The 26303-nt window shown below is 35.7% G+C and carries 19 protein-coding genes and 1 pseudogene; 9 read left to right on the top strand and 11 right to left on the bottom strand.

The window, feature by feature from the left end; all coding sequences use genetic code 11:
- Positions 1-78: 78 nt before the first annotated feature.
- Complete coding sequence (gene ssb / locus ACFINL_RS04315; RefSeq protein ID WP_375611516.1) at positions 79-585, bottom strand: single-stranded DNA-binding protein; 507 nt, start codon at positions 583-585, stop codon at positions 79-81.
- 330 nt (positions 586-915) lie between these two features.
- On the opposite strand from ssb, the gene uvrA reads away from it, so the two are divergent.
- The 4 genes from uvrA to ACFINL_RS04295 all read left to right on the top strand — a co-directional run bounded on the left by uvrA (position 916) and on the right by ACFINL_RS04295 (position 7405).
- A complete protein-coding gene (gene uvrA / locus ACFINL_RS04310) occupies positions 916-3831 on the top strand; it encodes an excinuclease ABC subunit UvrA (protein WP_375650510.1) in 2916 nt (971 codons plus the stop codon).
- A gap of 1064 nt (positions 3832-4895) precedes the next feature.
- Positions 4896-5234: a P-II family nitrogen regulator gene (locus ACFINL_RS04305; protein ID WP_015856528.1), complete on the top strand. Its 339-nt coding sequence runs from the start codon at positions 4896-4898 to the stop codon at positions 5232-5234.
- Positions 5235-5293: 59 nt separating this feature from the next.
- Positions 5294-6703, top strand: a complete 1410-nt coding sequence (glnA, locus tag ACFINL_RS04300) for a type I glutamate--ammonia ligase (protein WP_375611514.1) — start codon at positions 5294-5296, stop codon at positions 6701-6703.
- Positions 6704-6859: 156 nt separating this feature from the next.
- Positions 6860-7405, top strand: coding sequence for a hypothetical protein (locus ACFINL_RS04295; protein ID WP_375611513.1), 546 nt, complete (start codon positions 6860-6862; stop codon positions 7403-7405).
- A gap of 34 nt (positions 7406-7439) precedes the next feature.
- On the opposite strand, the gene ACFINL_RS04290 is transcribed toward ACFINL_RS04295, so the two are convergent.
- A complete protein-coding gene (locus ACFINL_RS04290; protein ID WP_375611512.1) occupies positions 7440-8222 on the bottom strand; it encodes an ATP12 family chaperone protein in 783 nt (260 codons plus the stop codon).
- 649 nt (positions 8223-8871) lie between these two features.
- Here ACFINL_RS04290 and ACFINL_RS04285 point away from each other — a divergent pair.
- The 4 genes from ACFINL_RS04285 to ACFINL_RS04270 are packed head-to-tail and all read left to right on the top strand — an operon-like array spanning position 8872 to position 12827.
- Positions 8872-9432, top strand: coding sequence for a prephenate dehydratase domain-containing protein (locus tag ACFINL_RS04285; RefSeq protein WP_375650505.1), 561 nt, complete (start codon positions 8872-8874; stop codon positions 9430-9432).
- Complete coding sequence (locus ACFINL_RS04280; protein WP_375650500.1) at positions 9419-10624, top strand: DUF6421 family protein; 1206 nt, start codon at positions 9419-9421, stop codon at positions 10622-10624. The genes ACFINL_RS04285 and ACFINL_RS04280 overlap by 14 nt, the downstream gene beginning before the upstream one ends.
- The gene (locus ACFINL_RS04275) at positions 10621-11568 is read left to right on the top strand and encodes a DMT family transporter (RefSeq protein WP_375613117.1); all 948 of its coding nucleotides are present in this window, start codon (positions 10621-10623) and stop codon (positions 11566-11568) included. The genes ACFINL_RS04280 and ACFINL_RS04275 overlap by 4 nt, the downstream gene beginning before the upstream one ends.
- Positions 11565-12827 (top strand): acetyl-CoA carboxylase biotin carboxylase subunit family protein, encoded by a 1263-nt coding sequence (locus ACFINL_RS04270; protein WP_375650495.1) that lies wholly within the window; start codon positions 11565-11567, stop codon positions 12825-12827. The genes ACFINL_RS04275 and ACFINL_RS04270 overlap by 4 nt, the downstream gene beginning before the upstream one ends.
- 269 nt (positions 12828-13096) lie before the next feature.
- Here the strand turns inward: ACFINL_RS04270 and ACFINL_RS04265 are convergent, their stop codons facing one another.
- Complete coding sequence (locus ACFINL_RS04265) at positions 13097-15850, bottom strand: autotransporter outer membrane beta-barrel domain-containing protein (RefSeq protein ID WP_375650490.1); 2754 nt, start codon at positions 15848-15850, stop codon at positions 13097-13099.
- Between ACFINL_RS04265 and ACFINL_RS04260 the strand changes: the two genes are divergently transcribed.
- Entirely contained in the window at positions 15828-16127 is a 300-nt protein-coding gene (locus tag ACFINL_RS04260; RefSeq protein WP_375650624.1) for a hypothetical protein, read from the top strand. The two genes, ACFINL_RS04265 and ACFINL_RS04260, sit on opposite strands and share 23 nt — an antisense overlap.
- A 670-nt stretch (positions 16128-16797) precedes the next feature.
- Here ACFINL_RS04260 and ACFINL_RS04255 read toward each other — a convergent pair.
- The 8 genes and pseudogenes from ACFINL_RS04255 to ACFINL_RS04220 form a co-directional block, all read right to left on the bottom strand.
- Positions 16798-17247: a hypothetical protein gene (locus ACFINL_RS04255; RefSeq protein WP_375611505.1), complete on the bottom strand. Its 450-nt coding sequence runs from the start codon at positions 17245-17247 to the stop codon at positions 16798-16800.
- 161 nt (positions 17248-17408) lie between these two features.
- Positions 17409-17810 carry a hypothetical protein gene (locus ACFINL_RS04250; protein ID WP_375611504.1) on the bottom strand — a complete coding sequence of 134 codons (402 nt, stop codon included), beginning with the start codon at positions 17808-17810 and terminating at the stop codon, positions 17409-17411.
- A 362-nt stretch (positions 17811-18172) separates the two neighbouring features.
- Complete coding sequence (locus tag ACFINL_RS04245) at positions 18173-18586, bottom strand: hypothetical protein (protein ID WP_375650486.1); 414 nt, start codon at positions 18584-18586, stop codon at positions 18173-18175.
- A 214-nt stretch (positions 18587-18800) separates the two neighbouring features.
- A pseudogene (locus ACFINL_RS04240) lies at positions 18801-19096 on the bottom strand (hypothetical protein); the annotation flags it as partial.
- Between the two features lie 691 nt (positions 19097-19787).
- Positions 19788-21170, bottom strand: a complete 1383-nt coding sequence (locus tag ACFINL_RS04235) for an amino acid permease (protein WP_375650482.1) — start codon at positions 21168-21170, stop codon at positions 19788-19790.
- Between the two features lie 449 nt (positions 21171-21619).
- The gene (locus ACFINL_RS04230) at positions 21620-21979 is read right to left on the bottom strand and encodes a hypothetical protein (protein ID WP_375633777.1); all 360 of its coding nucleotides are present in this window, start codon (positions 21977-21979) and stop codon (positions 21620-21622) included.
- 437 nt (positions 21980-22416) lie between these two features.
- Positions 22417-23955: a histidine ammonia-lyase gene (gene hutH / locus ACFINL_RS04225; RefSeq protein ID WP_375650475.1), complete on the bottom strand. Its 1539-nt coding sequence runs from the start codon at positions 23953-23955 to the stop codon at positions 22417-22419.
- A 1315-nt stretch (positions 23956-25270) separates the two neighbouring features.
- A complete protein-coding gene (locus ACFINL_RS04220) occupies positions 25271-26047 on the bottom strand; it encodes a class I SAM-dependent methyltransferase (protein WP_375650470.1) in 777 nt (258 codons plus the stop codon).
- Positions 26048-26303 lie beyond the last annotated feature (256 nt).

Below are 26303 nucleotides of genomic sequence, written 5' to 3'. Positions count from 1 at the left end.
AATTTTCACTTCGCTAAACTTCAAAAATCTGAAACAAGCAAACCATAAAATGATCATAATACTGCAATTTAAAGACTCTTAAAAAGGGACGTCATCATCTAATTTGTGTGAAAAACTTTCTCCCAATTGATTATTATTTTGACCAAAAGCATTTCTCTGATTTGAGTGACTATCGGCAAAGCCACCACTATAACTCCCCCCTTGACTTGCTCCTTGCTCCCCGCTCGCAGCTCCCCGCCCATCAAGCATTTGTAATTCGCCACGGTACTTTTGCAAAACAATCTCTGTTGTATAACGGTCATTTCCATTTTGATCTTGCCATTTTCGTGTCTGTAACTGCCCCTCAATATAAATTTTGCTGCCCTTTTTTAAATATTGCTCTGCAACTTTGACAAGGTTTTCATTAAAAATAACAATACTATGCCACTCAGTGCGTTCTTTTCGCTCATTTGTATTCCGATCGCGCCAACTTTCTGAAGTAGCAATACGCAGATTTGCCACTTGATCACCAGAATTCAAACGGCGGATTTCAGGATCCGCACCAAGATTACCAATCAAAATAACTTTATTAAGGCTACCAGCCATCGCATAAACTCCAAAATTTTAATTTGTAAAATACTCTGTTCTATAACAGTTATAACCATCTTGACCTTCAATTTACATGTCGCAATTGACTATCAATATGGGTATTGCTATCCTTTACCAATATTGTATTCAGTGTAATTATAACAAAAGATGATAAAAACGCATAGTTTATTCCACCACGAGAGAATAAAAAGCTGCTCATTTGTATTTTTTTCACAAAACTTATACCTTCCTTTTGCATTAAAGCAGTTAAACACATTATAATTCTAAAAAAACAGTTTTATTCCATTTTAGGTGCTCAATTTTTGCCATATATGCCAAGGATAAAGTATGACTCATCAAAAATATATCTCCATTCGCGGTGCACGTGAGCATAACCTTAAAAATATTGATCTCGATCTGCCTCGTGATAAACTCATTGTTATAACAGGACTTTCTGGATCAGGGAAATCATCCTTAGCGTTTGATACAATTTACGCTGAAGGACAACGCCGCTATGTCGAAAGCCTTTCAGCCTATGCACGCCAATTTTTGGAAGTCATGCAAAAACCCAATGTCGACCGCATAGACGGTCTCTCTCCAGCTATCTCCATTGAACAAAAAACAACCAGTCGCAACCCTCGTTCAACGGTAGGTACCGTTACTGAAATCCACGATTACATGCGTCTTCTCTTTGCACGTATTGGTATTCCTCATTCTCCTGCAACAGGACTTCCTATTGAAAGCCAGACAGTAAGCCAAATGGTGGATCAAATTATGGCCTTACCAGAAGGAACGCGAATTTTCATTATGGCACCCTTAGTGCGAGGACGAAAGGGAGAATATAAAAAAGAGCTAACAGAACTTTTAAAAAGAGGATTTCAACGCGCTAAAGTTGATGGAAAATTCTATGAAATCGCTGATATTCCACCTCTTGATAAAAAATATAAACACGACATCGATGTCGTGGTAGACCGCATTGTTGTACAGAAGGATATCACCTCTCGCTTGGCTGATAGTATAGAAACCTGTTTACAGCTAGCAAATGGGCTTGCCATAGCTGAAATGGCAGACCACCCCTTAGCACAAAAAGAAACGACAAAGGAATCTGCTCATAAATCAAAAAATGATACACACAAACGGCTCATTTTTTCAGAAAAGTTTTCCTGCCCTGTATCGGGTTTTTCTATTCCTGAAATTGAACCACGCCTTTTTTCGTTCAATAATCCTTTTGGCGCCTGTCCTCTCTGCGATGGACTGGGCATAAAAAAAGCAATGGATCCACTGAAAATTGTGCCCAATAAAAATCTTACCCTCAAGAATGGCGCCATTGCCCCTTGGGCTAAATCAGATTCACTTTACTATAAACAAACCTTAGAAGCATTAGGAAAAGCTTACGGTTTCAAACTCACAGATCAATGGTGTGAACTCTCTAATGAAGCACAACAGGCTATTCTCTACGGTACAAAAAGAGATGAAATTTCTTTTATCTATAAAAATAATTCTGGTTCGCATAAAATGACCCAACCTTTTGAAGGAATCATCCCTAATATGGAGAGACGCTGGAAAGAAACCGATTCTGCTTGGTCTCGAGAAGAAATCGAACGTTATATGTCTTCTTCGCCCTGCCCAGCTTGTCACGGTTATCGTTTAAAACCAGAGGCACTTGCTGTAAAAATCAACGGAATGCATATTGGGCAAATATCAGATCTTTCTATTCTAAAAGCAGATGATTGGTTTGCCAATGTTCATCAACATCTCACAGAAAAACAACGTAATATCGCCGTACGTATTTTAAAAGAAATTCGTGAACGTTTGGCTTTTTTAAATCATGTAGGATTGGAATATCTTACCTTGTCTCGAAATTCAGGAACGCTTTCAGGGGGAGAAAGCCAACGTATTCGATTAGCATCTCAAATTGGTTCTGGTCTTACAGGCGTTCTTTATATTTTAGATGAACCATCTATCGGTTTACACCAACGCGATAATGAACGCCTGTTGGAAATGCTGCGCCATTTGCGTAATCTTGGCAATACAGTTATTGTTGTTGAACATGATGAAGATGCTATTCTCACAGCAGACTATGTTGTCGATATGGGGCCTGCCGCAGGCGTTCATGGTGGAGAAATCATAGCGCAAGGAACACCGCAGGAAATTATAGAAAATTCAGCCTCTCTCACAGGCCAATACCTTTCAGGAAAAATGGCTGTTAAAATGCCGACAGAGCGACGCAAAATATCAAAAACGAAAACACTTAAAATCATCGGCGCCAAAGGCAATAACCTCAAAAATATCAATGCGAATATTCCTCTTGGAACCTTCACATGCATAACTGGTGTTTCTGGAGGAGGAAAATCAACATTTCTTATTGAAACGCTTTTCAAAGCAGCATCACATCATATCATGGGCTCTCATCACAGCCCTGCCAGCTATGACAAAATTAAAGGATTAGAATTTCTTGATAAAGTCATCGATATCAACCAGTCTCCTATTGGACGCACCCCACGCTCTAATCCCGCAACCTATACAGGTGCTTTTACACCGATTCGTGAGTGGTTTGCCGATCTTCCAGAATCAAAAGCCCGCGGTTACAAAGCTGGGCGTTTTTCATTTAATGTTAAAGGAGGACGGTGCGAAGCATGTCAAGGTGATGGAGTCATCAAAATTGAAATGCACTTTTTACCTGATGTCTATGTTACTTGCGATGTCTGTAAAGGAAAACGCTATAACCGAGAAACACTAGAAATAAAATTCAAAGGACAGTCTATAGCCGATATTTTGGATATGACAATTGAAAAGGCAGAGGAATTTTTCCAAGCTATTCCCGCTATTCATAATAAAATGGAAACTCTCATTAAAGTAGGATTGGGTTACATAAAAGTAGGACAGCAAGCAACCACACTTTCTGGTGGGGAAGCACAACGTGTAAAACTTGCGAAAGAACTTTCTCGTAAAACAACGGGACGTACACTCTATATTTTGGATGAACCGACAACAGGTTTACATTTTCATGATATTTCCAAACTTCTTGAAGTGCTTCACGAACTAGTCGAGCAAGGCAACACAGTTATAGTCATTGAACATAACCTTGATGTTATAAAGACAGCCGACTGGATTATTGATTTAGGACCAGAAGGTGGAGATCGCGGTGGTGAAATTGTTGCAATTGGACGCCCTGAAGACATCATTAAGGTTCCCGCTTCCTATACGGGAAAATTTCTAAAACATGTTTTACTGCGCCCATCTCTCTATAATTCCAATTCTTAGAAACGCTTTCTATTGTAAAATACAGCATACTAACAAAGCCTGTACTTTTATTATTACCTGTAAACCAACACCTAATTCCAGTGGTGCAACACGTTTGAAGCAAAGACTAAAAACAATTTAGCGCTTTATAAGCTGTTTCAGTTGTCGTATTGCCAAATAGGAACGCGCACATAATTGCGTATTTATTCTCTGTTTTGTTTATACCTGAAACGACCAGACAACCTAAACTGGGAAGAATATGAAGTTTTAAGGGTATAAATAAATTTCTATATTTCCATTTCCTTTTAATTTATCTTTATGATTTTCCAAGGCATCCACAGCAATATCTTATAATGAAGATTGCCATTGCTTCACACTTTTATTTATCGCGTTCCTTAATGAAGATCACATTCCTCACGAAGGAACAAAACGCCCCAAACGGAATATATTTGCGTTGCCAATTCCCACATCTGTTTTAAAGAAACATTTCTCAATGCTCTCAAGCCCATTTCACAACGGCTCCTATGAATGCTATAATGATAAACTCATTATTGTACACCACCATCTTTACATTTATGAATCGGCATCATCACACTCTTTTCCAATATTTGTCTTCCCTACTCCCTAATATTGTAAAGCCTTTAATTATCGAAAGCTTTCATAAAAAGCATTTTATTTCTTTTTTCAAATGTTGTTATCCACACACTCATAACTATTTATGATATATAAAAGTATCGTTTTGATTGATTGACGATAAAAAGATCTAAAATGAGAAAATCTTACGCTATTAGAGTTTCTCATTCAATGTGGAGAGCGTCTAATTATCCTTATAAGTCAAGATATTATCTAATAAAAAAGAAACAAAACTCTTTTATTATATTATTTGAATTCTGTATAAGAATTGTAAGTTTTTTTCCCAAAAAACAGTATTTGGCTGTATTCTACAAAAGAAACTCTCCTAACAGAGCATAGAGTGTCATTATTTTCGACTTTTTGTGCACAAAGTATCTGTTGGACATCTTACAGTTGTCAATATAATGTGATGCAGTCTAAAAAGACAAAATAACGTTGGAGATAATTTCAGCATGAAAAAAATTGAAGCCATTATAAAACCTTTCAAACTTGATGAAGTGAAAGAAGCGCTTCAAAAAATTGGGTTACATGGTATTACAGTAACAGAAGCGAAAGGTTTTGGTCGTCAAAGGGAACATACAGAACTTTATCGTGGTACGAAATATGTTGTTGACTTTCTACCTAAAGTAAAGATTGAAATTGTTGTGTCCGATGAAAAACTGGAACAAACTGTTGATGCAATACGTAAAGCAGCTCAAACCAAACATATAGGGGATGGAAAGATATTTGTCTTTTCCATTGATGATGCAATTCGTATAGGCACGGACGAAACCGGTATCGATGCCCTTTAATAAATAACGAGAAAATTCACTTTTTTATCCACCTCAACGCCATATTAAGGAAATTGAATATGACAACCGCATCAGATATTATCAAACAGATTACAGACAACGAAATCCGTTTTGTTGATTTACGTTTTACTGATCCACGAGGAAAATTGCATCACATTACAATGGATATCGCAGAGATCAGCGAGGATACTTTTAGTGATGGTGTCATGTTTGATGGTTCTTCAATTGCTGGTTGGAAAACAATTAATGAATCTGACATGGTTTTAATGCCAGATCCAGCAACAGCACATATTGATCCTTTTTTTGCTCAATCTACTTTGGTCATATTTTGTGATGTACTTGATCCTGTCTCTGGTGAGTTTTATCGTAGAGATCCTCGTTCTATCGCCAAAAGGGCTGAGGTGTATATGAAATCTTTAAACATTGGAGATACAATCAATGTGGGTCCAGAAGCAGAGTTTTTTATCTTTGATGATGTGCGCTATAAAACGGACCCTTACAACACAGGGTTTAAACTCGATTCAAGTGAACTTCCCTCTAATGATGATACGGAATATGAAACAGGAAATCTAGGGCATCGCCCACGAATAAAGGGAGGCTACCTTCCTGTTCCGCCGATTGATTCCTGCCAAGATATGCGTTCTGAAATGCTCACAGCACTCAAGGATATGGGCGTACAGGTCGAAAAACACCATCACGAAGTAGCAGCAGGCCAACATGAATTGGGTATTCGTTTTGATACACTTGTTCGCGAGGCTGACAAGATGCAAATTTTTAAATATGTTGTACATCAAATAGCAAACAGTTATGGGAAAACAGCAACCTTCATGCCGAAACCAGTTTTTGGTGATAACGGCTCTGGAATGCATGTCCACATTTCCATTTGGAAAGATGGCAAACCCATTTTTGCAGGAAATGAATATGCTGGACTATCAGAAACCTGTCTGTTTTTTATCGGTGGTGTTATTAAGCACGCAAAAGCAATAAATGCTTTTACCAACCCATCCACAAACTCCTATAAACGTTTGGTTCCTGGTTATGAAGCTCCTGTTCTTCTTGCCTATTCAGCACGTAATCGTTCTGCATCTTGCCGTATTCCTATGAGCTCCTCACCAAATTCAAAACGCGTAGAAGTTCGTTTTCCAGACCCAACAGCAAATCCCTATTTGGCATTTGCAGCCCTTTTAATGGCTGGTCTTGACGGTATCAAAAACAAAATTCATCCCGGACATGCTATGGATAAAGATCTTTATGATCTTCCCTTAAAGGAACTTAAAGAAATCCCTACTGTTTCAGGAAGCCTGCGTGAAGCGCTTGAAGCACTTGACAAAGATCGTGGCTTTCTTAAAGCTGGCGACGTTTTTGATGATGATCAGATTAATTCCTTCATTCAAGTAAAGATGCAAGAAGTCTTGCGTTACGAAACAACACCACATCCTGTTGAATTTGATATGTACTATTCTGTTTAAACAATCAATACGCATTCTTTTGATTTTGAAAATGGAGGCAAAAGCTTCCATTTTTGTGGATATTCTTCTCATGCAAAAGCGCAAGAGGCTTTTTGCTCATCCGCTTTTCCTTTATAATGTGTTGAATCTCTTCAAATGAATTAACAAAGGTTTCTAATGCCGCGAATTTGTTTTCTCGTTTCCGTTCTTTTATGCATTGTCTTTATCACATCAACAACTAAAGCACATACAATAACCAACCAAAAACTTACAACTCTTGAGAAAGCAACATCTGCTTATAGTAAAGCACTTAAAAATGCCGATGCAAATGCCATCTTAAATGCTATTCCTCCCCAAGTCATCAACCGCTTAACCGCCAAAAAAAATCTTAATCAATCGCAATTTCTACAAATCATGAAAAGCCAAATAGAACGGTTGGCAGAAAGTTACAAGATTGAAACGATCAACATTGATCAAAAACAAAAACGTGAAGGTACCCTTGATAATGGTACCCCTTATTTTGTTATACCCGTGGAGCTTGTAACCACAACAAATGCTGGAAAAAAATGCTCTATTCAAACTGAAATTATTGCCCTACTTCACGATAACCAATGGTATTTTATCCGTGGTAATGACGAAGCGCTCTTAACCATAACCAATGAACTATTTCCTGGACTTGATAAAGTAAAAACCAATCCTCAAAAAGTCACAAAAATACTCTGAGCGAAAAGAATGCACGTAAATAAAAGATTTTCCCCTATAAACAAGTTGTAACAATTGTAGCAGCAGCCTTAAATTCAACTTTTTTATGAGAACGGCGTGCTATTGTTTCTTTATCCGTTCCCCATTGTTCCATCATCCAATCTTCATCTAAATGGGCAATAGACCAAGCATGATCAGCATCAATGTTTCCCGCAGCAACAGCAAGAGCAATGAGAGCAGATCCAGTTAAGGTTGTCATCATATGAAGTGCAGCAAGCATATAAGCAGACTCAACGCTACGTAAATAATGACTCACAGCTTGAAGTGCTTCTGGTGATTGTTCCACATGCATCAGCCCTTCTGTCAAATAAAACCTTGCACCTAGCTTTTTTTCAGCCCAATCTAATAAAGGATCCCATTGTTCAGATTGTTTTTGCACCAACTCTTTAGGTGTTTGTGCACGATAAAAGATCATATCACATGCAACGAAACGCAATAAATCTTCAAAAACCGCCTGCATATCATCAGCGATACCATCAATAACAGTATTAACCAAACGCGTCATCGGCATTTTTGCAGGATCAACAACGTGCTTTTGGTTCTCAAATTCCTGAGCAACATATTCAGCAAACACTTCTGTTGGCACATGAAAATGACGCCTTGCGGGCGTTTTTACAGGACATTCATCCAACAAAATCGTAAAGCCGCCCTCCTCACAAGCGATCTTCACTTGCTTATAAAACCGTTTTGGGTGTGATTGGAATGAAAGATTTTGAACCTTTTGAATAGAACTCTTCTTATTCAATGGCATATCAACATGATCCAAAATCTCACGCATATTTGTTTACCTCTGATCTTTTCAAAAAAAAAAACGACTGTTTCTTTAGGTTCTGTAGCTTGAATAAGGTTTAATCTGACCTTCTTAACGATTCCAAAGAAGAAAAAAATCTTGCCAATCTCAATCTAACTTAAGAGTTATATTTCATGTTTCTTTTACAAACAAGACAATGATGATTGCCTTTTATATATTTAATACAATCATAATAGTAAAACAATTTCTAAAAGTATTATCTTAATTAAGAAATTAAACATATTGAGTTTTATGGCAAAGATGTTCATGCCTTACCAATTTGCTTATTATTCACCTATAATAGTATTATCAATATGAACAGATTCAAAAACGCTGCTCATCCAAAAAATGATAGAGCAGTGCGGTTTACGTGTCATTCACCTTCGCTTAACCATTCCAATAATTCTCTAACATATCCAATAAATACCCTGCATAGAATTTTTCTGCTCAATTACTCCCCTAAAAGACGCTGTTTTACGGCATGATAGAATAATGAACAGACAAAATTTATCGTAAATTTGCTTTCACATATACATTATTTTATAAAGCACTAAATTACTTAACGCATTGTTCTTGATATACTCTATCATATTACACTAATTTAAATTTAGGCATATAATTATAAAGAATAGAGATCATGCAATCTGAAAATAATACTTTTATCTATACACTTAGCCCTGCAGATACTAACTGTGCAGCAGCAGCACAGTGGTGGCTTGACAATCACAATAAAAATATTTTGTCCACTGACTCGAGATCCCGTATTATCTTATACGCAACTCTTGAAGAAGCATTTAATGAACTTGCTCAGAAAAAGGATGGATATCTCTTAAGCTGTGCTGCTTACCCTGATTTGCATACACTCATATTTACCCGTTTAGGTGATATGCAATTATTTGACAGCTTTATCATGCCTACTCACTCTATGGTTTTAGCTAAACGCAATAACATTGATGAAATTAAAACCGTAGCGACTCATTCTGCCCCGCAATCTTTGGTAGCTCATCAATATGACAAAGTATTTGCCAACAGCAATGCTGATGCAGCCGTTCTTTGTAAGGCTGAAAAAGCAGATGCTTGTATCACAACATCGGTTGCGGCAAATCGCTATAGGCTGAGTATTGTCGAAAATTTTGGACAAGTGCCAATGGCCTTTTTGCTCCACTCACTAAAGTCAACTAATCATGAAAAAATCTGAAGCGCTTCTTTCCATTGTTAACTTGGTTGACAAATTCCGTATGCGCCAAGAACGAGATGGGAGCATTAAAGAACCAACTTCAGCAGATAATAATATGATCAATGAATTGATCACTCTGCTGAACCACCATGCCAATATTCTTGACGGATTATCTCCAAAACTTTTAGCGACCACTTCTGATGATCTTCATCAGTGGATGATCAGCGGTTTAACGACCCCTCCTAAATTTGATAACACTTTGGCTGCTTTCAAAGCCCCATTACCAGATGCGCCCTTGTTTTTCTTGGCTCCAATGCGTGCAAAAAATGGACCTGATCCAGAAGGATTCCGGCTGGAATTAGTTACAGGATATCGTCATGAAACGGCCTATCTTGCTGACGCCTCAAAATATACAAATAATTATGTATCACCATTTCAATGTATAAAAATGGGAATAGCATCAAGAGGTTTTTTAGAAGGCAATTGCATTGTTCTATTCCCAGAATCTGTAGCAGCTGCTCAAAAAATTGATAAGCAAGCATTTGCTTTGTTTTTTTTCAGTAAATTCTTTGATATTTACAACAAGCAAACAATTGTGGAAGCTGAACGTTTACTCGGTCGAGATAGTAAATTCCTGTTCGGTCAATTGCATAGTCGTAACTTATCCAAAGAAGACATTTACGATGCTCGCTGTTTGTGGGGCTATTATCATGACTATGCACATCATACCGGACCGCGGCCATTGGATAAAAATCTGTATATAAAATTAAATTGGTTTACAGGTCTTCTAGAAGAAACTAAAGTTGATTTAATTACAGTGCGTATTATGCTACAAAATCATCCAAAATTTTGGAAAGAAATAACTGAATTTATCCTATTAGAACGCATATTTCGTTATCCAAAAGATTCTGATCAGCATATGACATTCGATGCTGGTACAGGGATCTTGCTTTTTGAAATATTGATGCGGAACAAAGCATTGATTGAAACAAATCAAGGTTATCTTCAATTTGATTTGGAGCGTCTTGAAAAAGTAATAATATTGATGATAGCAGATATAGAAGCACTTGAAGCATTAGATGGTGACGCTTATTTGGCAGGAGCTAAAGATTATATCCAAAATAATCTTGGTAAGCCGCAAACTTCACAGTCACGATTTAATTTTTCAACATCATCTTATGCACAGCGAGTGATTAGAGGATTAAATCATTGAGTTTTATAAAAGGACGATTATTATTATTTACTTTTGCCATTCTAGCATTGTTTTCCATAAGTTGGTTATTATCTAAGAATTTGGTTAGCAATATACCCGTCATGCATGCGGTTGGACTTAGGTTGTTTGCCACCGCTGCCACCTTATGGCTGATTGCAATATTTCGTGAGAAAGCTGTTTTCAGATCCCTACCATTGCTTTCCATGATACCTTCTTTTTTAATTCTCTCAGTGTTAGGATTTTCGCTGTATTTTGTATGCAGCTTTGGTGCATTAAAATCGCTCAAAGCCAGTGATTTAACCATGGTGCTCGCTACTATTCCAGGAATTACTTATATATTAGGTGCATTGACAAATGTCCTTAAATTCTCATGGCTGAAGCTTAGTGGAGTGATAATTGTCAGTGTAGCAGCTGTAGTATTCAATATAAATAGTGGAGAAGGTGGATATTATAACCTGATAGGAGTAGTGCTTGCCTTAACAGCAGCACTTTCTTATTCTGCTTATGGCTTATTGTCTAAACGTTATCTTAAAAATCTACCTTTGCTCACCTCACTGGCTTGGATCACGACAATTTCTGCAGCATCATTTATGCCATTATTTATTTTTGATCCTGCCCCACTCTTCTATCTTAAGTTAGAAGATATATTTAAAATATTGATTTTAGGAACTGTTTGCTCGGCACCAGTTTACGTATTATATCAAAAAGTTTTAGCCGAAGGAGGCGTATTATACGCCAACACTATCGGCGTATTATCCCCTTTTGCAGTGATTGCATGTGAATGGATAATCGGCTCGAGCCCTTCTCTCAATATGATCAAAATAATTGCTATGATTGTAGTTGTTATAGGGATGACACTCTTATTTATAGATGCATCAAAGGTATCTACATGGCAACATAAACGCCATTCTCAAAACTCCAAATTTAATGAGGAAACAAAATGAAAAAACTCGCGTTAGTTTGCCAGCGCAATGCAAAATTACCATTTATATTTGAAGCAGCACAAGCAGCTAATATCGAATTAGTAATGATCTATGATACCGCTGAAAGCGTTCCCTCTCAACACCCTGCAGCAGTAACTTCAACTTGGCAACTTCCTGTTTTTGATAACCCAGAGGCAGCTCTAGACACTTTTGCAACAGGAGCAAAAGAACGCAATATTTCTGGGGTTATGACCCTTCGCGAAGAAGCCATCCTATGGACAGCTTTGGCTGCAAAAAAAATCAATACTCCAAGTATTGAACCAGAAGTAGCAGCATTAACCAGAAATAAATATCTCATGCGTCAAACTTTCGCTAAAGCAGGCTTAAGAACACCAGGATTCTTTTATATAGATCATCCAGAAGACCTATCAAAAACACAAGCCTTGGATTATCCAGTCGTTATTAAACCCGTCTCTGGATGGGCAAGTGCAGGCGTCATGTTAGCTAAAAATTCCGCTGAACTTCCTGATCTCATTAAAGCCGTATGGAATGTTCAGCATAAAGACATGGCACGTTTTAATGATAAAAGTAAACCTGTAGGCTTAGTCGTAGAACAGTATTTGCCAGGAAAAGAGTTTGTCGTAGAATGCTTTGTTGATACAGCAGGTGTACACGTTCTATCCGTTGGAGACAAGGGACAGCCTGAGGGACCATGGTTTGAAGAAACAATTTATCGTCAACGATGTGATATAGATGATCCTTTAATTATTGCTTTATGTGAGGCTGCATGCTCTGGAGTTAAAGCTCTTGGTATAAATATGGGTGCTGCCCATGTAGAGCTACGCCTAGATGCTAATAATTTACCTTATATCATTGAGATAGGCGCTCGTATAGGTGGATCAGGTGTTTCCCATTTTATTGTTGAGCAAGGCACAGGAATTTCATTTGCAAAACTATGTATGAATGCCGCTTTAGCTGAAAAAAACTTAGACCTTCCCGATATACTCCCAGCTAAAAAAGTGGCGGCAAATTATATTATTCCTCTTCATGGGTATGGACGGTTTTCTGGATTTTCAGGTCTAGATAAGGTTGCACAGCATCCTCAAACCGCCAGAACTATCATTTTCTTTGAAACCAATCACATTTCACCACCTCCACCAGCATTTGGTGGATATCCTGGTTTTATTTTCTCTGTTCATAACTCAAACGAAGAAGCACGCAATTACCACAAATGGCTCGATGACACCTTAAGCATCGTATGGCAAAACATTGATTTATAATGATAATTTATCTTTATTCATATTGAATAATAACCCCGATATTGTAGGATTTTCTCATTTTAATCTGTTTATCAGATGGACAAATTTTTTAAAGCATTTGAGAAATGCTATAGCAGATAAAAATAAATCAAGGTGATCCTTTCATATTTATTAAAACACATGATACCATTATTAAAAGAAGCAATTAAAATTCTGCACAAACAATGGTTTTAATTCCGATAGTAGAACAAGACTTCGAAAATCACATTTATTATTTTTAAAAAGATTGCTTAAAAATGATAGCGCAATCCACCAGAAAAACGAACTCCAGAAAAACCAGCCTTGGTTAACCTATGCTGATAGCTAAGATCACTGTGAAGTGTAACTTTAGAAGAAAACTGTGAATTGACACCCAAGCCAACTTCTAAGGAAGAACCAAAAGAACTCAACTGAAAAACATCTTTAAAATAAACAAATTGTTCTTTACCAAAACAATGAGCAAGATGAATATTTCCATAAAAAGAAATGATACGATCCTTTTCAGAGGCTGTAAATGTTTTACTTAAACGCCCACCAACACGCATAAACCATTGATCTATTTTTTTCATCTCAACATCAAATCCATCAATATCACGAAACTTATCAAATTGAAGATGTTGATAAATAAGCTGAAGTTGCGGATCAAAAATAAGATCTTTATATCCTGTCATAGACACTTTACCAGCAGAAAACGACACGTTCAAAGGATTTGCTTTTAATGTCGCCGTCTTACCCCAAACACGGCTACGCACATCCCCTTTAAACAAACCATAAGATAAAAAACTATCTATATAAAAATCAGTGTAATGTTTCACACTAGCATATGCCGTAAATGACCATTTATTAAATGTACTCTTTTGACTTTGTTCCACGTTATGAGGTTGTAAGGAAAGCTTTCCATAGGTTCCCATAATCCCAAAAGATGTCGTACTATATGCACGCTCTATTGTTTTGAGCAAAATATCTGTTTTTATAGCGTTATAATCAACATGACCATCGTACCCATATTTAAGTGTAGAAAGATCTGAGACATAACGATAACTCCCACCATAACCGTGAACAGATAAAGCAAAGTTCCCTTCAACTTTTAATAATTTACGAGGAATAGACCGCCTAACTTGCAACTGCTTTTGTTGATGACTCATATCCATGAGTCCAATATGAAATAAAGCATTTGGTAACAAAAGATAGGTCGGAACTTGTGGAACAACCTCTCTGACCTTTAACTCAGAAAGGGGAATAGCAGACACCTCTAAAGCAGGCTGAATATATTTACTTTCAAGGCGGAAATCCCAAAAATCTCCATCTCCTTCAACCAATCTTTGAGAAGTTTGTGCATTTCCAAGAGCAGAAGCTGGACCATAAGCATGAAGATAATATTGGTAAGGCAAACCCTCTAATGCAATATAAGCACGATTTAACTGAAAAGAATCCTCTGCCGCTTTTCCAGAAACCTGAATAAGTGAAATACTATGAGCATTTTCACCGGTTGCTATCTCACCCTGATTTCCTGAAACAAATTGCACATAAACTGTCGTTTTTCCAGAAACATCACCATGTATCAAAAGCCGATCAGTTTTTTTATTATCGAGCAAACCATCACTACTGAGATGTGTATTGAGATAAATATCTGCCCTATCTTGTGCACTATAAACTTCTTTTTCTCCCTTCCCAATATGAAGTGTCTGATACTCCTGAAACATTGGAGTCTCAAAAGCAATAAAACTATCAGAAACTTTCACAAATGAAATAGACGAACTTGTACGGTTTGCAACTTGCAAATCGATCTCTCTTCTTTTTGTCAAAAACCATTTTGATCCCCCTGTTAAATAAAGCTCAGCAATAGAATCATCGGCAACACGAGTCCCTCCTATCAATGAAGAAGAATTAGCCAAAACCGCTACACTTCCCCCCTTTTTAGCTGTTAATAATAAGTCACCAAAAATTTTTGTACCTTCTGTTACTCCAATATAAATACGACTGTTATGACTATGAACAGCTGTCCCATCTGGAACCTCAAAAATCGTCCTTTTCAAAAAGACAAGCCCCTGTTCATATGCATCATTTTCCTCATCCCTCTCAAAATACATACCATGTTTGTTACCTATTGCTTTAATTGTTGAATCTTCAATATTAACCCGCGAAATTAAAATATTTCCTTCCCTGCCGTTATTGGATGGCGTGTTAGAATCTTGTCCAACTGTTAAAACATGAACATCCGTAGAAATAATATTCGTATTTTTTACATAAACAGAACCCTGATGTTTTACATTGAAAACTGTATGTGTAATTTTTTCATTTGTATTTTCTTTGTCTTCTGTTTTTTGATATTTTGAAGCAATGGTAACACCATCTAAAGTCGCACTCCCCCCTCTCCCCACATAAAGCGCAGCAGCATCATTCACATCAATAAATCCACTTTTCATCTGAATACCCGCATCAGCCCTAACGAAAAGAGCACTCTCTTGACCGATACCCAAACCTTCCACTTTAATTTTTGTATTCGTTAACGTAACAGATGCTCCTCGCTTCTCTGCATAAGCAGCAATCTGAGAAGCCTCAATTGTTCCACGATTAACCTCAATCATTCCACTATCAGCTTTAAGACCTATTGATACATTTTTTAAAGCTGAATCGCTCAAAACAATTTTTCCCCCTCGTGATACAAAAACACCATAAATATCTTCTATACCCGCATTAGCTTCAACCTCTACACGCGTTGCCTGAATAACTGTATTTGGCTCCTGCACTACTATAGCAGCAGGTAACATGAGAGAACGATCCTCCCCATTCTTTTCTTTAACAGGCGCCGTGAATTTATATACTTTATCACTAATTGTATGCTTTGAACCATCACTGCATTCATAAGGTAATTTGTTTTTGTCACATGACAGTGATGTATATGAATGAGAATGTGCCTCAATATTTATATTTAACAAAAAAGAAAAAATAGCTGCTGTAAAAACGCACGAATACAAGTGATTGTTAGATACCTTGATTATCATTGTTTTTCAAAACTTTCTTTTTTCAACAAAAACAAAAAATGCTGGCAAAAAAATAAACCACAAATTAAACACAACAAGAATAAAACAAACAAAATTATTTTATTTTTTTTATGATAAAATCATAGCATTCAATAATATGTTTTGTGTTTTATGTAAAGAAAGAACAAAAAGTTTAAAAATACCATTTAGGATGAAAATCCCTTTAAAGAATGCATCTCAAAAACCGCTGGAAACTGCAATTACAAAAGGCCAAAAAACCAATCTTAAAAAAACGTGAAAAAATGCGAATTTTGAAGAGATATAATATTCAATTTATCTCACCACCGAAAAATAAAAATACAACAAAATGAGAATAACTTCTAAGATTAAACGATTAAAACGTTTTAATAAAACACAGCACAAAAAGATACAGTATACGAAATCTATAACCGCATCATCTCTTCAACTACAACAAAAAAACAAGAAATTGCACACTAATGTATAAGCTAATGTACACAATTTCTATATTAAAAATGCTAGATATCTAACAAAGAAATTTGAATAAATAAAAAACTTCTCCTAATACCCTATCATCAATGATTTGAATTAATAAATGTAATATTTTAGATCTTTTGATAAAATCTAAAACACAGTAAAACACTCACCATTCTGAACTTAAAAAACACCAAAATAAAATTTCATCAAAATTAGCTCTATGAAAGCTATCTGTTTATTATCGTTAAAGAAGATATTTTAGCAAAGCTATTATTTGACATTCTTTATATGGAATAAATTTCTCTAAACAACAACTCACTATCCTCCGCTAGCATCATCTGACAACAACACTATTGCCAATCTCGTAGCTGATGAATATAACTACATTAGAGAAAAAGAGCTATATCTCTCTTCTCCCGTTTAATATTTTTATTTAATTATTGCTTTAAAAATTAATGTTCTACTGGTGATGATCACTTGTGCAAAGCTTTTTTTATTTTCTGGCGCTTTTTATCATTTTCAAAACGTAACATCAAATCTCGCTCTTGTTGTGTCGAATTGGTTACACCAAAAGTATCATTGTCCATAACCTGCTGATACCCTGCTACCATTAAATTGACTAAAAATGAATCACTTCGCGGCGTTGATGAAAAATAGATTCCCTTTGAATCTTGTAATTTGTACCGATAACCTGCTTTAGTCATGCACTCATAAACTGCTGCAAAATCACTTGCACGCGAATCCATATTTTTAGAAGAAGCGTAGATTGGTTTCCAACCACATTTTGACAGTGCTTGTTGGACCATAGACTTACTGACACCAGACTTTTCCCATAATTCTAACGTCGATGGGGGAGGTTTGCTAATACACCCAGCAGAGCTTAATAAAATTATAGCAATCAATAATTTCAATGTTTTTTTCATTTCCCCCTCCGTCAATATTTACGATAGAAAGACTGATAAGTCTTCTAATATTTTCTCACACGCAAGATGACTTTTGTTAGCATATAGATATTGAAGAAACAATCCCACCCCCCATGCAAAAACAAGAATGGAAGGATTTTTGATTACAGCAGCCTCAATACTTAAGGTTGACATTCAGGTTGTTCTTTATGCTCTTGACAATGAGGACTATTCAAACGCCTCTCTACACTTCGCTGAGGAATAACTGCATCAGGCTGACAAATTGGAAGATTTTTATATTTCTCACACCACTTCATTCTTCCCAATTTATCTTGGAAACCTGCTTGGATCATACATGCATTCACAGACTCCTCAGCATTGAATTTCTCATCAGTACTTGTTTCTGTATCAAGACGACCATCAAGATGCTGTATTCCACATTCTAACAGAGCTTTTTTGATCTCAAGCTGATCAGCACCGGATTTTTCCCATGCATCTACAGCTGTTCGAGAAGGCTGCTCAGGGTAGCATCCAGCCATAACAAATAAGGTTATCCCGCTTAATAATTTTAAAATCTGCTTCATTTTCCTATCCTTGAGTAATTTTGATATTACGAAACAATCTATAAATTATTTTACATACTGTTTTTTATTTCCAAAACAATGATGAACATTATCAACCTATATTATTTTATCTTTCCGAAGATTATGCCATAATTATTATATCAAAAATACGGTAAAATTATTACTAAAATCATCTATCTATCAACGATATGCTTATAATTATTATCAATATTTTGATTACAACCAAAATAGATATTTTATATTATTGCGCCAACAGTTGTGGTACCCATAAATAAATAGCATTGACATGCTGAATTAAGCCCCCCGCGTACGGGTATGAGAAACATGAAGGTAGGGATTGTGATCGTCACAAACAGCAAGACTTAAGGTTTGCATTCAGGTGCATTTTTATATTTTTTACAAAAAGGGCTGTTCAAGCGCTTCTTGACACTGCGCCTCGGGATGACAGCGCCTGAACGACAAATCGGCAAGTTTTCGGCTCTAAAAGTATAACATGGCCCACCCGCTCTTGCTACCTCTTCATCTTTATAGCGGAAACCTGATTGAAGCATGCAAGCATAAATTGTTGCTTTTGCATTGATGCTCTGCTTTCTATTTTCTGGATCGACATCATAAGGAGTTGGCATACCACATTCTAACAAGCCTTTTCCTATCTCTGTAAAATCTGTTCCTGGCTTTTCCCACGCACTCAAATACCCTCCAGGAGTTTTATTAAACTGACATCCGGCTATACTCAATAGAGTTATCGCACTTAATAATTTTAAAGTTTGTTTCATTTTTTACTCCATGATTTAATTCAAGGCTTTTGTTCTAAATGAAACGTGCCATAAAACTTTTGGCATTTATAATCCACATCTCCAAGACAGGTATGGGAATTTATGGGATTTGTAGCCACTCTCTACCATTCTATCAAAAAGTTACTACCAGCAGGTATTGTCTCGTAGGTATAGCCATTACCGCCAATCCATCGGCTTACAAAGTCATATCTATACCCATCAAAAAACCTGTTTCATGCGTCTGTGAATGGCTGCTATGATGGTCTGTCATGCCAACAATCGTCATACTTTCCCCCATTACATTGATATCTTGACCAGAAATCAGATGAGAAGCAATAATCGTAGCATCTCATTGTACATCCATATCAACATTGCCTGTTGCCTAAAGGATAGAGAGAATTGTTGTTGTGTGTGTTCAGAGCTATTGGAAGATTTCTCGTGTAAAAAGCCACTTTCCGATGATTTTTTTTGCTGGTTGTAGTGTTCTTGAGCGCCTTTTATGGTAATATCAAATAATTTTTCACCGAAATACAGTTGCGGAGTGCATTTTGTCCGCCTCCACTTGTGATAAAAATTACTCTTGTATCAATATTAAAAAAATAAGTTTGATCCTTCCTCTTGTGAGAGCAATAAGAATCGTAAAACTGTCACACGTTCATTGTTCTCTTTAATTTACTCTTCTATGAGATTTTATTGTAATACCTTGCTGCTGTTTATTAAAGTTTTTGTAAAAACAATGATACAATGCCTCATGTAACTTTGTTATCCACTATTTTCTACCAACGCCAATCCTCTTTGAGAAAAAATACATAAAGAACTTTATCTTCGCTTCTAAAAGCAATAGTAATTTTCTAAAGAGCTTAAAAAACAATTCTTATAATAACTTCTTTCGTGAAACAGAACTTCATTAATACGTTTAGAAAAATATATCTGCCTATAATCATGTATCTGGTAAAATCTATTTGCACTGTTAGGCATTTTAACCTGAAAGACTTATATTGATGGCACAGCTCACCATCAAAAAAACGCCTAATATTTATATGATTTTGTCGTTACCGTAAGCAATGGCTCACAAAAACTTCCAAAGCAAAATAATAACGAGCAGATTTTTTCAATCTAGATTGTTCTAACCTTTAGAGAAAACAATCAAACACCTGTTCTCCTGATGACATCAGCTATTTGTTTTGAGTTTTTTCTCTATTCACATTTTATTCAGCTTCTTTTGCTTAAAATTATAAAGTTTAAGTGCATAGAAACAAATAACAAGCCAAGCAATCCAAATAACACCTATAATTAAAACTGGTCGTGTCTCATCAAAGTACCATAGGAGAATAAAAATAAAAACCATAAATAAAATAGAAAAAATCGACCCTATTGGCCAAAATGGAATGGGAAATTTTAAACCATTCTGTGCTTCTTTAGGCATCTTAATTCGCATAGAAAATTGTGAAAGTAGAATCATCATCCAAACAAAAACTGTCGCAAATGTTGCCATTGCGGCAATAAGAAAAAAAAGCTTTTCATGATAAAAATAATTAAGGACAGCACCAAGAAGAAAGATACCGAAGATCATCAAAATAACAAAAACTGGTATACCATTTTTTGATAAATATTGAAACTTTTTTAAAGCATAACCTTCCTGCGATAAACCATGGATCATACGACAAGCACCATACATTCCACTATTCATTGCTGAAATAGCCGCTGTAACAACAACAATATTTAAAATATTTGCTGCATATGAAATCCCAAGATTTTCAAAAATGGATACAAAAGGGCTATCCATGAGACCAATCTCATTCCAAGGATAAAGAGACATTAAAATAGCTAACGTCATGACGTAAAAAAGCAAAATACGAACTGGAGTAGAATTAATTGCCTTTGAAATCGTTTGATGAGGGTTTTGAACTTCCATGACTGCCATGCCAATGATTTCTATGCCACCAAAAGCAAAAACAACAACACTAAAGCAAGCTAAAAAACCAAACCAACCATTGGGAAAAAGTCCACCATTTTTCCATAAATTATGAACAGTAACGGTAGAAAAATCTGTACCTTCACCCCACCCCCAAAAAATAATTGCTATTCCTAAAATAATCATCGCAATGATAGCGATAACTTTAATAGAAGATAGCCAAAACTCTAGTTCACCATAGACTTCTACAGCAGCTAAATTAATACCTGTGATGATTAATGTAATACTCAGTGCCCATACCCAAGGAGCAACATCAGGATACCAAAACCCCATATAAGTCGCAAAAGCTGTAATATCAGCCAAACCAACAAGAATCATCTCAAATACATATGTCCATCCCGTTAAAAAACCTGCTAATGGTGATATGTAATTTGCCGCATAACGAGCAAAAGAACCAGGCAATGGATTATGAAGTATCATCTCTCCTAGAGCCCGCATAACCATAAAAATAGCTAAACCAGCAATACAATAGGCAATCAAAACACTGGGACCCGCAAGCTTAATTGCCTGTGCAGACCCATAAAAAAGACCTGTTCCAATAGCAGAACCAAGAGCTAAAAAAATAACTTGGCGCTTACTCATCCCTCTTTTCAGTTCATTTATTGCCATTTCTTTCCTTACTTTTTGAAATGCTGACAATCCACACCACGATAACAGCTCTATGAGAAATAAAGCCTCATGTTTCTTTCACAAATATATTTCAAAAAACATCGAAGACCAGCCAGTCCAACACTTTGCTCTAAACAATGAAAAAATACTTTTATTGCGAATTATTCAGCTTTTATAGCCTGCAATTTCGTATTATTTTATTCAAATAAAGTGATAATGAATTTTTTCATAATTGTCATTTAATTCATTTCGTATTCTCTAGTTTTTTTACAGAGAAAATTAACCTTAATGTAATCTAAACTTTAGGCTTCTATTTCGGTGCACTGAAATAGAAGCCTAAAAATTCATAACAAACACATTAACTATGCATACAATTAATTTTTTGTTACTTTAAGCAAACTTTCTTTGAGCCCATAAAACAAACTTTTTACGCCAATTGAATAGCTCAATTAATGATAATACGAATCTCGCAAGTTTTCAAAAGCATGAGAAAATCTATCTACAACCCATCTTTTAAGGACTCCAGCTGCCTTAACGACAAGCTTTCCAATGAAAAAAAAATATACGATAAAAAGAGCATCTTTGATTATTGGTCCGATGATAGCGTTCTCATTACCTCTGGGAATTTGCCCTGAGATAGCAATAAAATCTTTGTTTTTCGCTGAAATAAGAGGCTCTTTCTCTTGGGCCACTATCATAATGAAAACTTCCTCTGGAAAGCTAGCTCTCCTAAAATTTGCATGAATCTCAAGAATTTGAGAGAAAAAAAGAAGTGTTATTAAAACACATAATTTAGCACTTTTAAACATTCTTTTCTCCTTTTTTATTTTAAATATCAAAAATGAACTATAAAATTCATAAAGTATTAAAAATAAGAAGAATATAAAATAAAAATTTTATTTTTACTTGATACAATACATATATCATAATTTATATTTATAAAAATACAATATCACGAATATATAATTCGTATATATTATTTAACTTATATTAAAATTTCTGATATAAATCAGAAAATATAGGTGCTTTAATTTTATAGTTTCTATAAAATAACAAAATATCTAGTTAACTACAAAAATCAGATATATACAGTAATAAATATATAATTTATTAAAGTAATAAATATATAATTTATTAAATAATTCAAATATAGCATTTCTCCTCTATATTTTCATATGAGGAATTTTCATATGAGGAAGTTTCAAAATTCAATATCCCCCCTTCAGCATTGACCTTAAAACAAATACTATTGAAAACTTAATGAAGGAAAAATTGTTTCTGGTAAAACAGATAATAAGTGCCCTTCACGCACAAGTATATGTGCTTGATGAAGATCTGGAGCCAGATAGCGATCTTCCTTAAGAGAAGCAACATTTTTTCGTAGACATTCCATAACAGATTGCAAAAAAGTACTTGTTTTTAAAGGTGCACGATATTCAATTCCTTGTGCTGCAACAAGCGTTTCAATGCCAATAAGTGTAAAAAGATTTTCGCTCATTACCAATAACCGACGCGCTCCATGGCAAGCCATTGAAACATGATCTTCTTGATTGGCAGAAGTTGGGGTTGAATCAACGGAAGCAGGATGGGCCATTTGCTTATTTTCAGACATTAAAGCTGCCGCTGTTACTTCAGCAATCATAAAACCTGAATTAAGACCCGCATTATGTGCTAAAAAGGCTGGAAGTCCATAAGAAACTGCTGGATCAACCATAAGAGCAATACGCCGTTGAGAAATAGATCCTATTTCACATAAAGCAAGAGCAATCTGATCAGCAGCAAACGCTACAGGTTCAGCATGAAAATTCCCACCTGATACAACTTCACCATTCCTTAAAATCAATGGATTATCTGTAACAGCATTTGCTTCAATAATCAGTGTTTTTGCTGCTGCCAGCAAAATATCAAAACATGCCCCCATGACCTGTGGCTGGCAACGTATACAATAAGGATCTTGTACACGCTCATCCCCCCGTAAATGTGCTGCACGAATTTCTGAATCCTCTACAAGCTTTTCTAGTGTTTTCGATACAGCAATCTGCCCATAATGTCCTCGTAAAATATGGATATCAGGATGAAATGGCGCCGTTGATCCCATGATAGCATCTGTCGTCAAAGCCCCTGCCAACAATCCACCACACAATGCCCGATAACCTCGAAAAAGACCAGCAAGTGCAAGGGCTGTTGATGTTTGAGTCCCATTAATAAGAGCTAGACCTTCCTTTGCCTCTAAAATAATAGGGGACAATCCCGCTTTCTCTAATGCAACCGCCCCACTCATACGAATATTTTGAAAAAATGCTTCCCCTTCTCCCATCATAACAGCCGCCATGTGAGCAAGTGGAGCTAGATCACCTGAAGCACCAACAGACCCTTTTTCAGGGATGACAGGAATGACGCCCTTTGCAAGCATATTTTCCAGCAAATTTACTAATTCTAGACGAACTCCTGAAGCCCCTCTTCCTAAAGAGATAAGCTTTAAGCTCATTATCAAACGCACAATATTTTCAGCTAAAGGCTCTCCTACCCCACAACAATGGGACAAAATAAGATTTCTCTGTAAAACAGCAACATTGTCCGCATCAATTTTAATGGAAGCCAATTTCCCAAAACCAGTATTAATACCGTACACAGGCTCACTTCCAGCAGCAATTTCAGCAATGCGCTGCGCTCCTTTCTCGATAGCTAAATGCGTGTCATTATGAAGTTTACTCACTTCACCATTAAAATAAATAGCTGCAAGTTCACTAAGCGTCACTTCGCTCGGTTTCAGTATAATAGTCATAATTTACTTTCTTTTTTTATCAAAGTATAATGTTTAGCATTATTGATCCTTCTATAAAACAAAAAAAACTATAACGACTCTTTAAAGCGAGAATGCTTTCTTAAAGGTATTCCTTACAATGAAGTCATTATCCAAAAGTAGAATAGTTGACGATAAATGAAAATGAAATATTGACAAACACAACCAAGTCATGGATTTCAAAAATAGATAAAGCTTTAATTTATAATCATAATCTAGCATGCTTCATATTAAATGAGAGAGCTGAATATCTTAAAACTCTCTCATTCCAAATCTGTGTATGTTGAATCAATCAAAACCATTCGCTTGCACGTCATAAGCGAAATTGGCGTATGGATAAACTGTACAAAAAAGGACTACTCCTCTTATGAGCCGTGTCAAGAGCTGTCGCAACATTGGGAAATGACAAAGTGTGTGATGGTGCAGGCTTATTCTTTTATGAAGCGTAAAGATGAAAAAATCAATGGATTTATTATCAAGCTATTCTTACTAAACTTATAAAAACCTTAAATAGATAGCTGTCACAATCTATCATGATTGCAAAAATCAAACTCTATAGAAAATTAAAAAACTTATTCAACACATCACAACAGAGAAGAAATTGAGCTTTTTTGCTACTTCTAAAATTGTATTTAAAGCGCCAGATTGAAACCTAAAAAGCACATCTTCAATAAAACCACACAAGACTCGCCCTAACTCGTTATTTAAAATAAAAATAAAAGAAGTTTTCTTATATCAAAAATTTTAATTAACATATTGTTTTTATATTATATCTTCAAAAAAGAGAAATGCTCCATATAACATATTTATATTTTACTTTTTTGTTATATTGAATCTGAATTTAGAGATAATTTCAAAATGAGTTGTTTTTTAAAGGTGCTTCCAAGCCATTACCTTTTTTACTACAAATTTCTGATTATGATAATTTTTTGTACTTTTTCAGTTGTTTTTGTCAAAATTTATTAAAAACACTCTCATTTAATAACAAAAAACAATCATAAAAACAAAGAATTATCAAATATTTCTATTCAATCTACCTCTTTCCATTTTATAAAATAATCTGTTGTTAAACTGCAGTAAAGAAAGCGCTTCGATGCTATAATGCAGAGCATAAGTTTTCTATTTAAACTCTCTCATATTAAATGAACAATGAAAATCAGCGGTAATAAGATGTCAATGTGAATGCTGAAGAAGAAAAAACCTTTCTCTCTCAAAGTCTGACTTAATAAGGCGTTAATTTTCTGAATACCGCCCACTCTGATGTGTTAAAAGAGCAAAAGCAATCATCGATATCGGATTATCCTGCATACATATAGAGCTCACTTTGATACAAAAGCTCCAAATTGCCTTGCACTTCATATTGTTTTATCAATGCGACCAATTGCCGCAAATATTCTTTTCCATGGTTCGCAATAGCGCGTTGCGCTTGCGTTGAAGAGCGGCTCATTCCAATAAAAGATTCAGACGGGATCATCATCGTCCAATTATGCGTATGGAAAGAAATTTTTTCTGCTTTTACCCCAAAGCCATCACTCATTTCCTGTAAAAAATCAAAATTACGATAATAACGAGAATAATTTGGACTCATCTTCTCTAACAATGTCTCATAAGCCTCTAGAAATTCACTATGTTTGAAATCACGATTATTTTGGACAATTGCCATGACACCATTGGCTCGAAGTTGATCTGAAATAGCGCAAAGCAACTTAGGGCGATCCATCCATTGAAATGCCTGCGCTGCAATGACAAGATCAACCTTGCCAATTTGAGGCAATAGGTCTTCGGCACGACCCTGATACCACTGCACGTTCGGAAATTTTTTTCGCCCCTGCTTAATCATATCTTCCGATACATCAATAGCATGATATTGGTGCTCGTTGCCTAAAAATTTAACAATCCCCTCTAATGCGATGCCTGTCCCAGCACCCACATCCACAATGGACAAATGCTTTTTGTTCTTAAAAGGATGGAGCATGGTTTTAAATAAAGTAAGGGGATAGCGAGGACGATAACGATCATAATCATTAGCCAATCCATCAAACTTTTCACTTTGCCGCTGAACAATTTCTATCATAGGACTTTCACCCTCCTTCACAATTACTACCATACATAATTAAAAAGCCCTTTTTGTCCAATGTATTAAACATAACTTCTAAAGGAGGAAAATAAGAACTGCCCTTACCTTCTATCTTTCCATAAGATTGATACTTACATTTTTCTCTTTTCCAATTGTTATCTGCACGTTGTGAAACCCAAAACTCCTACGAAAATAATATAATTTTCCGTAATAATAATTGATATAAATATTATTGATCTTTTATAAGATAATA

The organism is Bartonella sp. AA78NXGY (genome assembly GCF_042197005.1).
Taxonomy (GTDB): Bacteria; Pseudomonadota; Alphaproteobacteria; order Rhizobiales; family Rhizobiaceae; genus Bartonella.
Note: the sequence above shows the minus strand (reverse complement) of the source record. Positions and strands in the feature narration are given on the sequence as shown.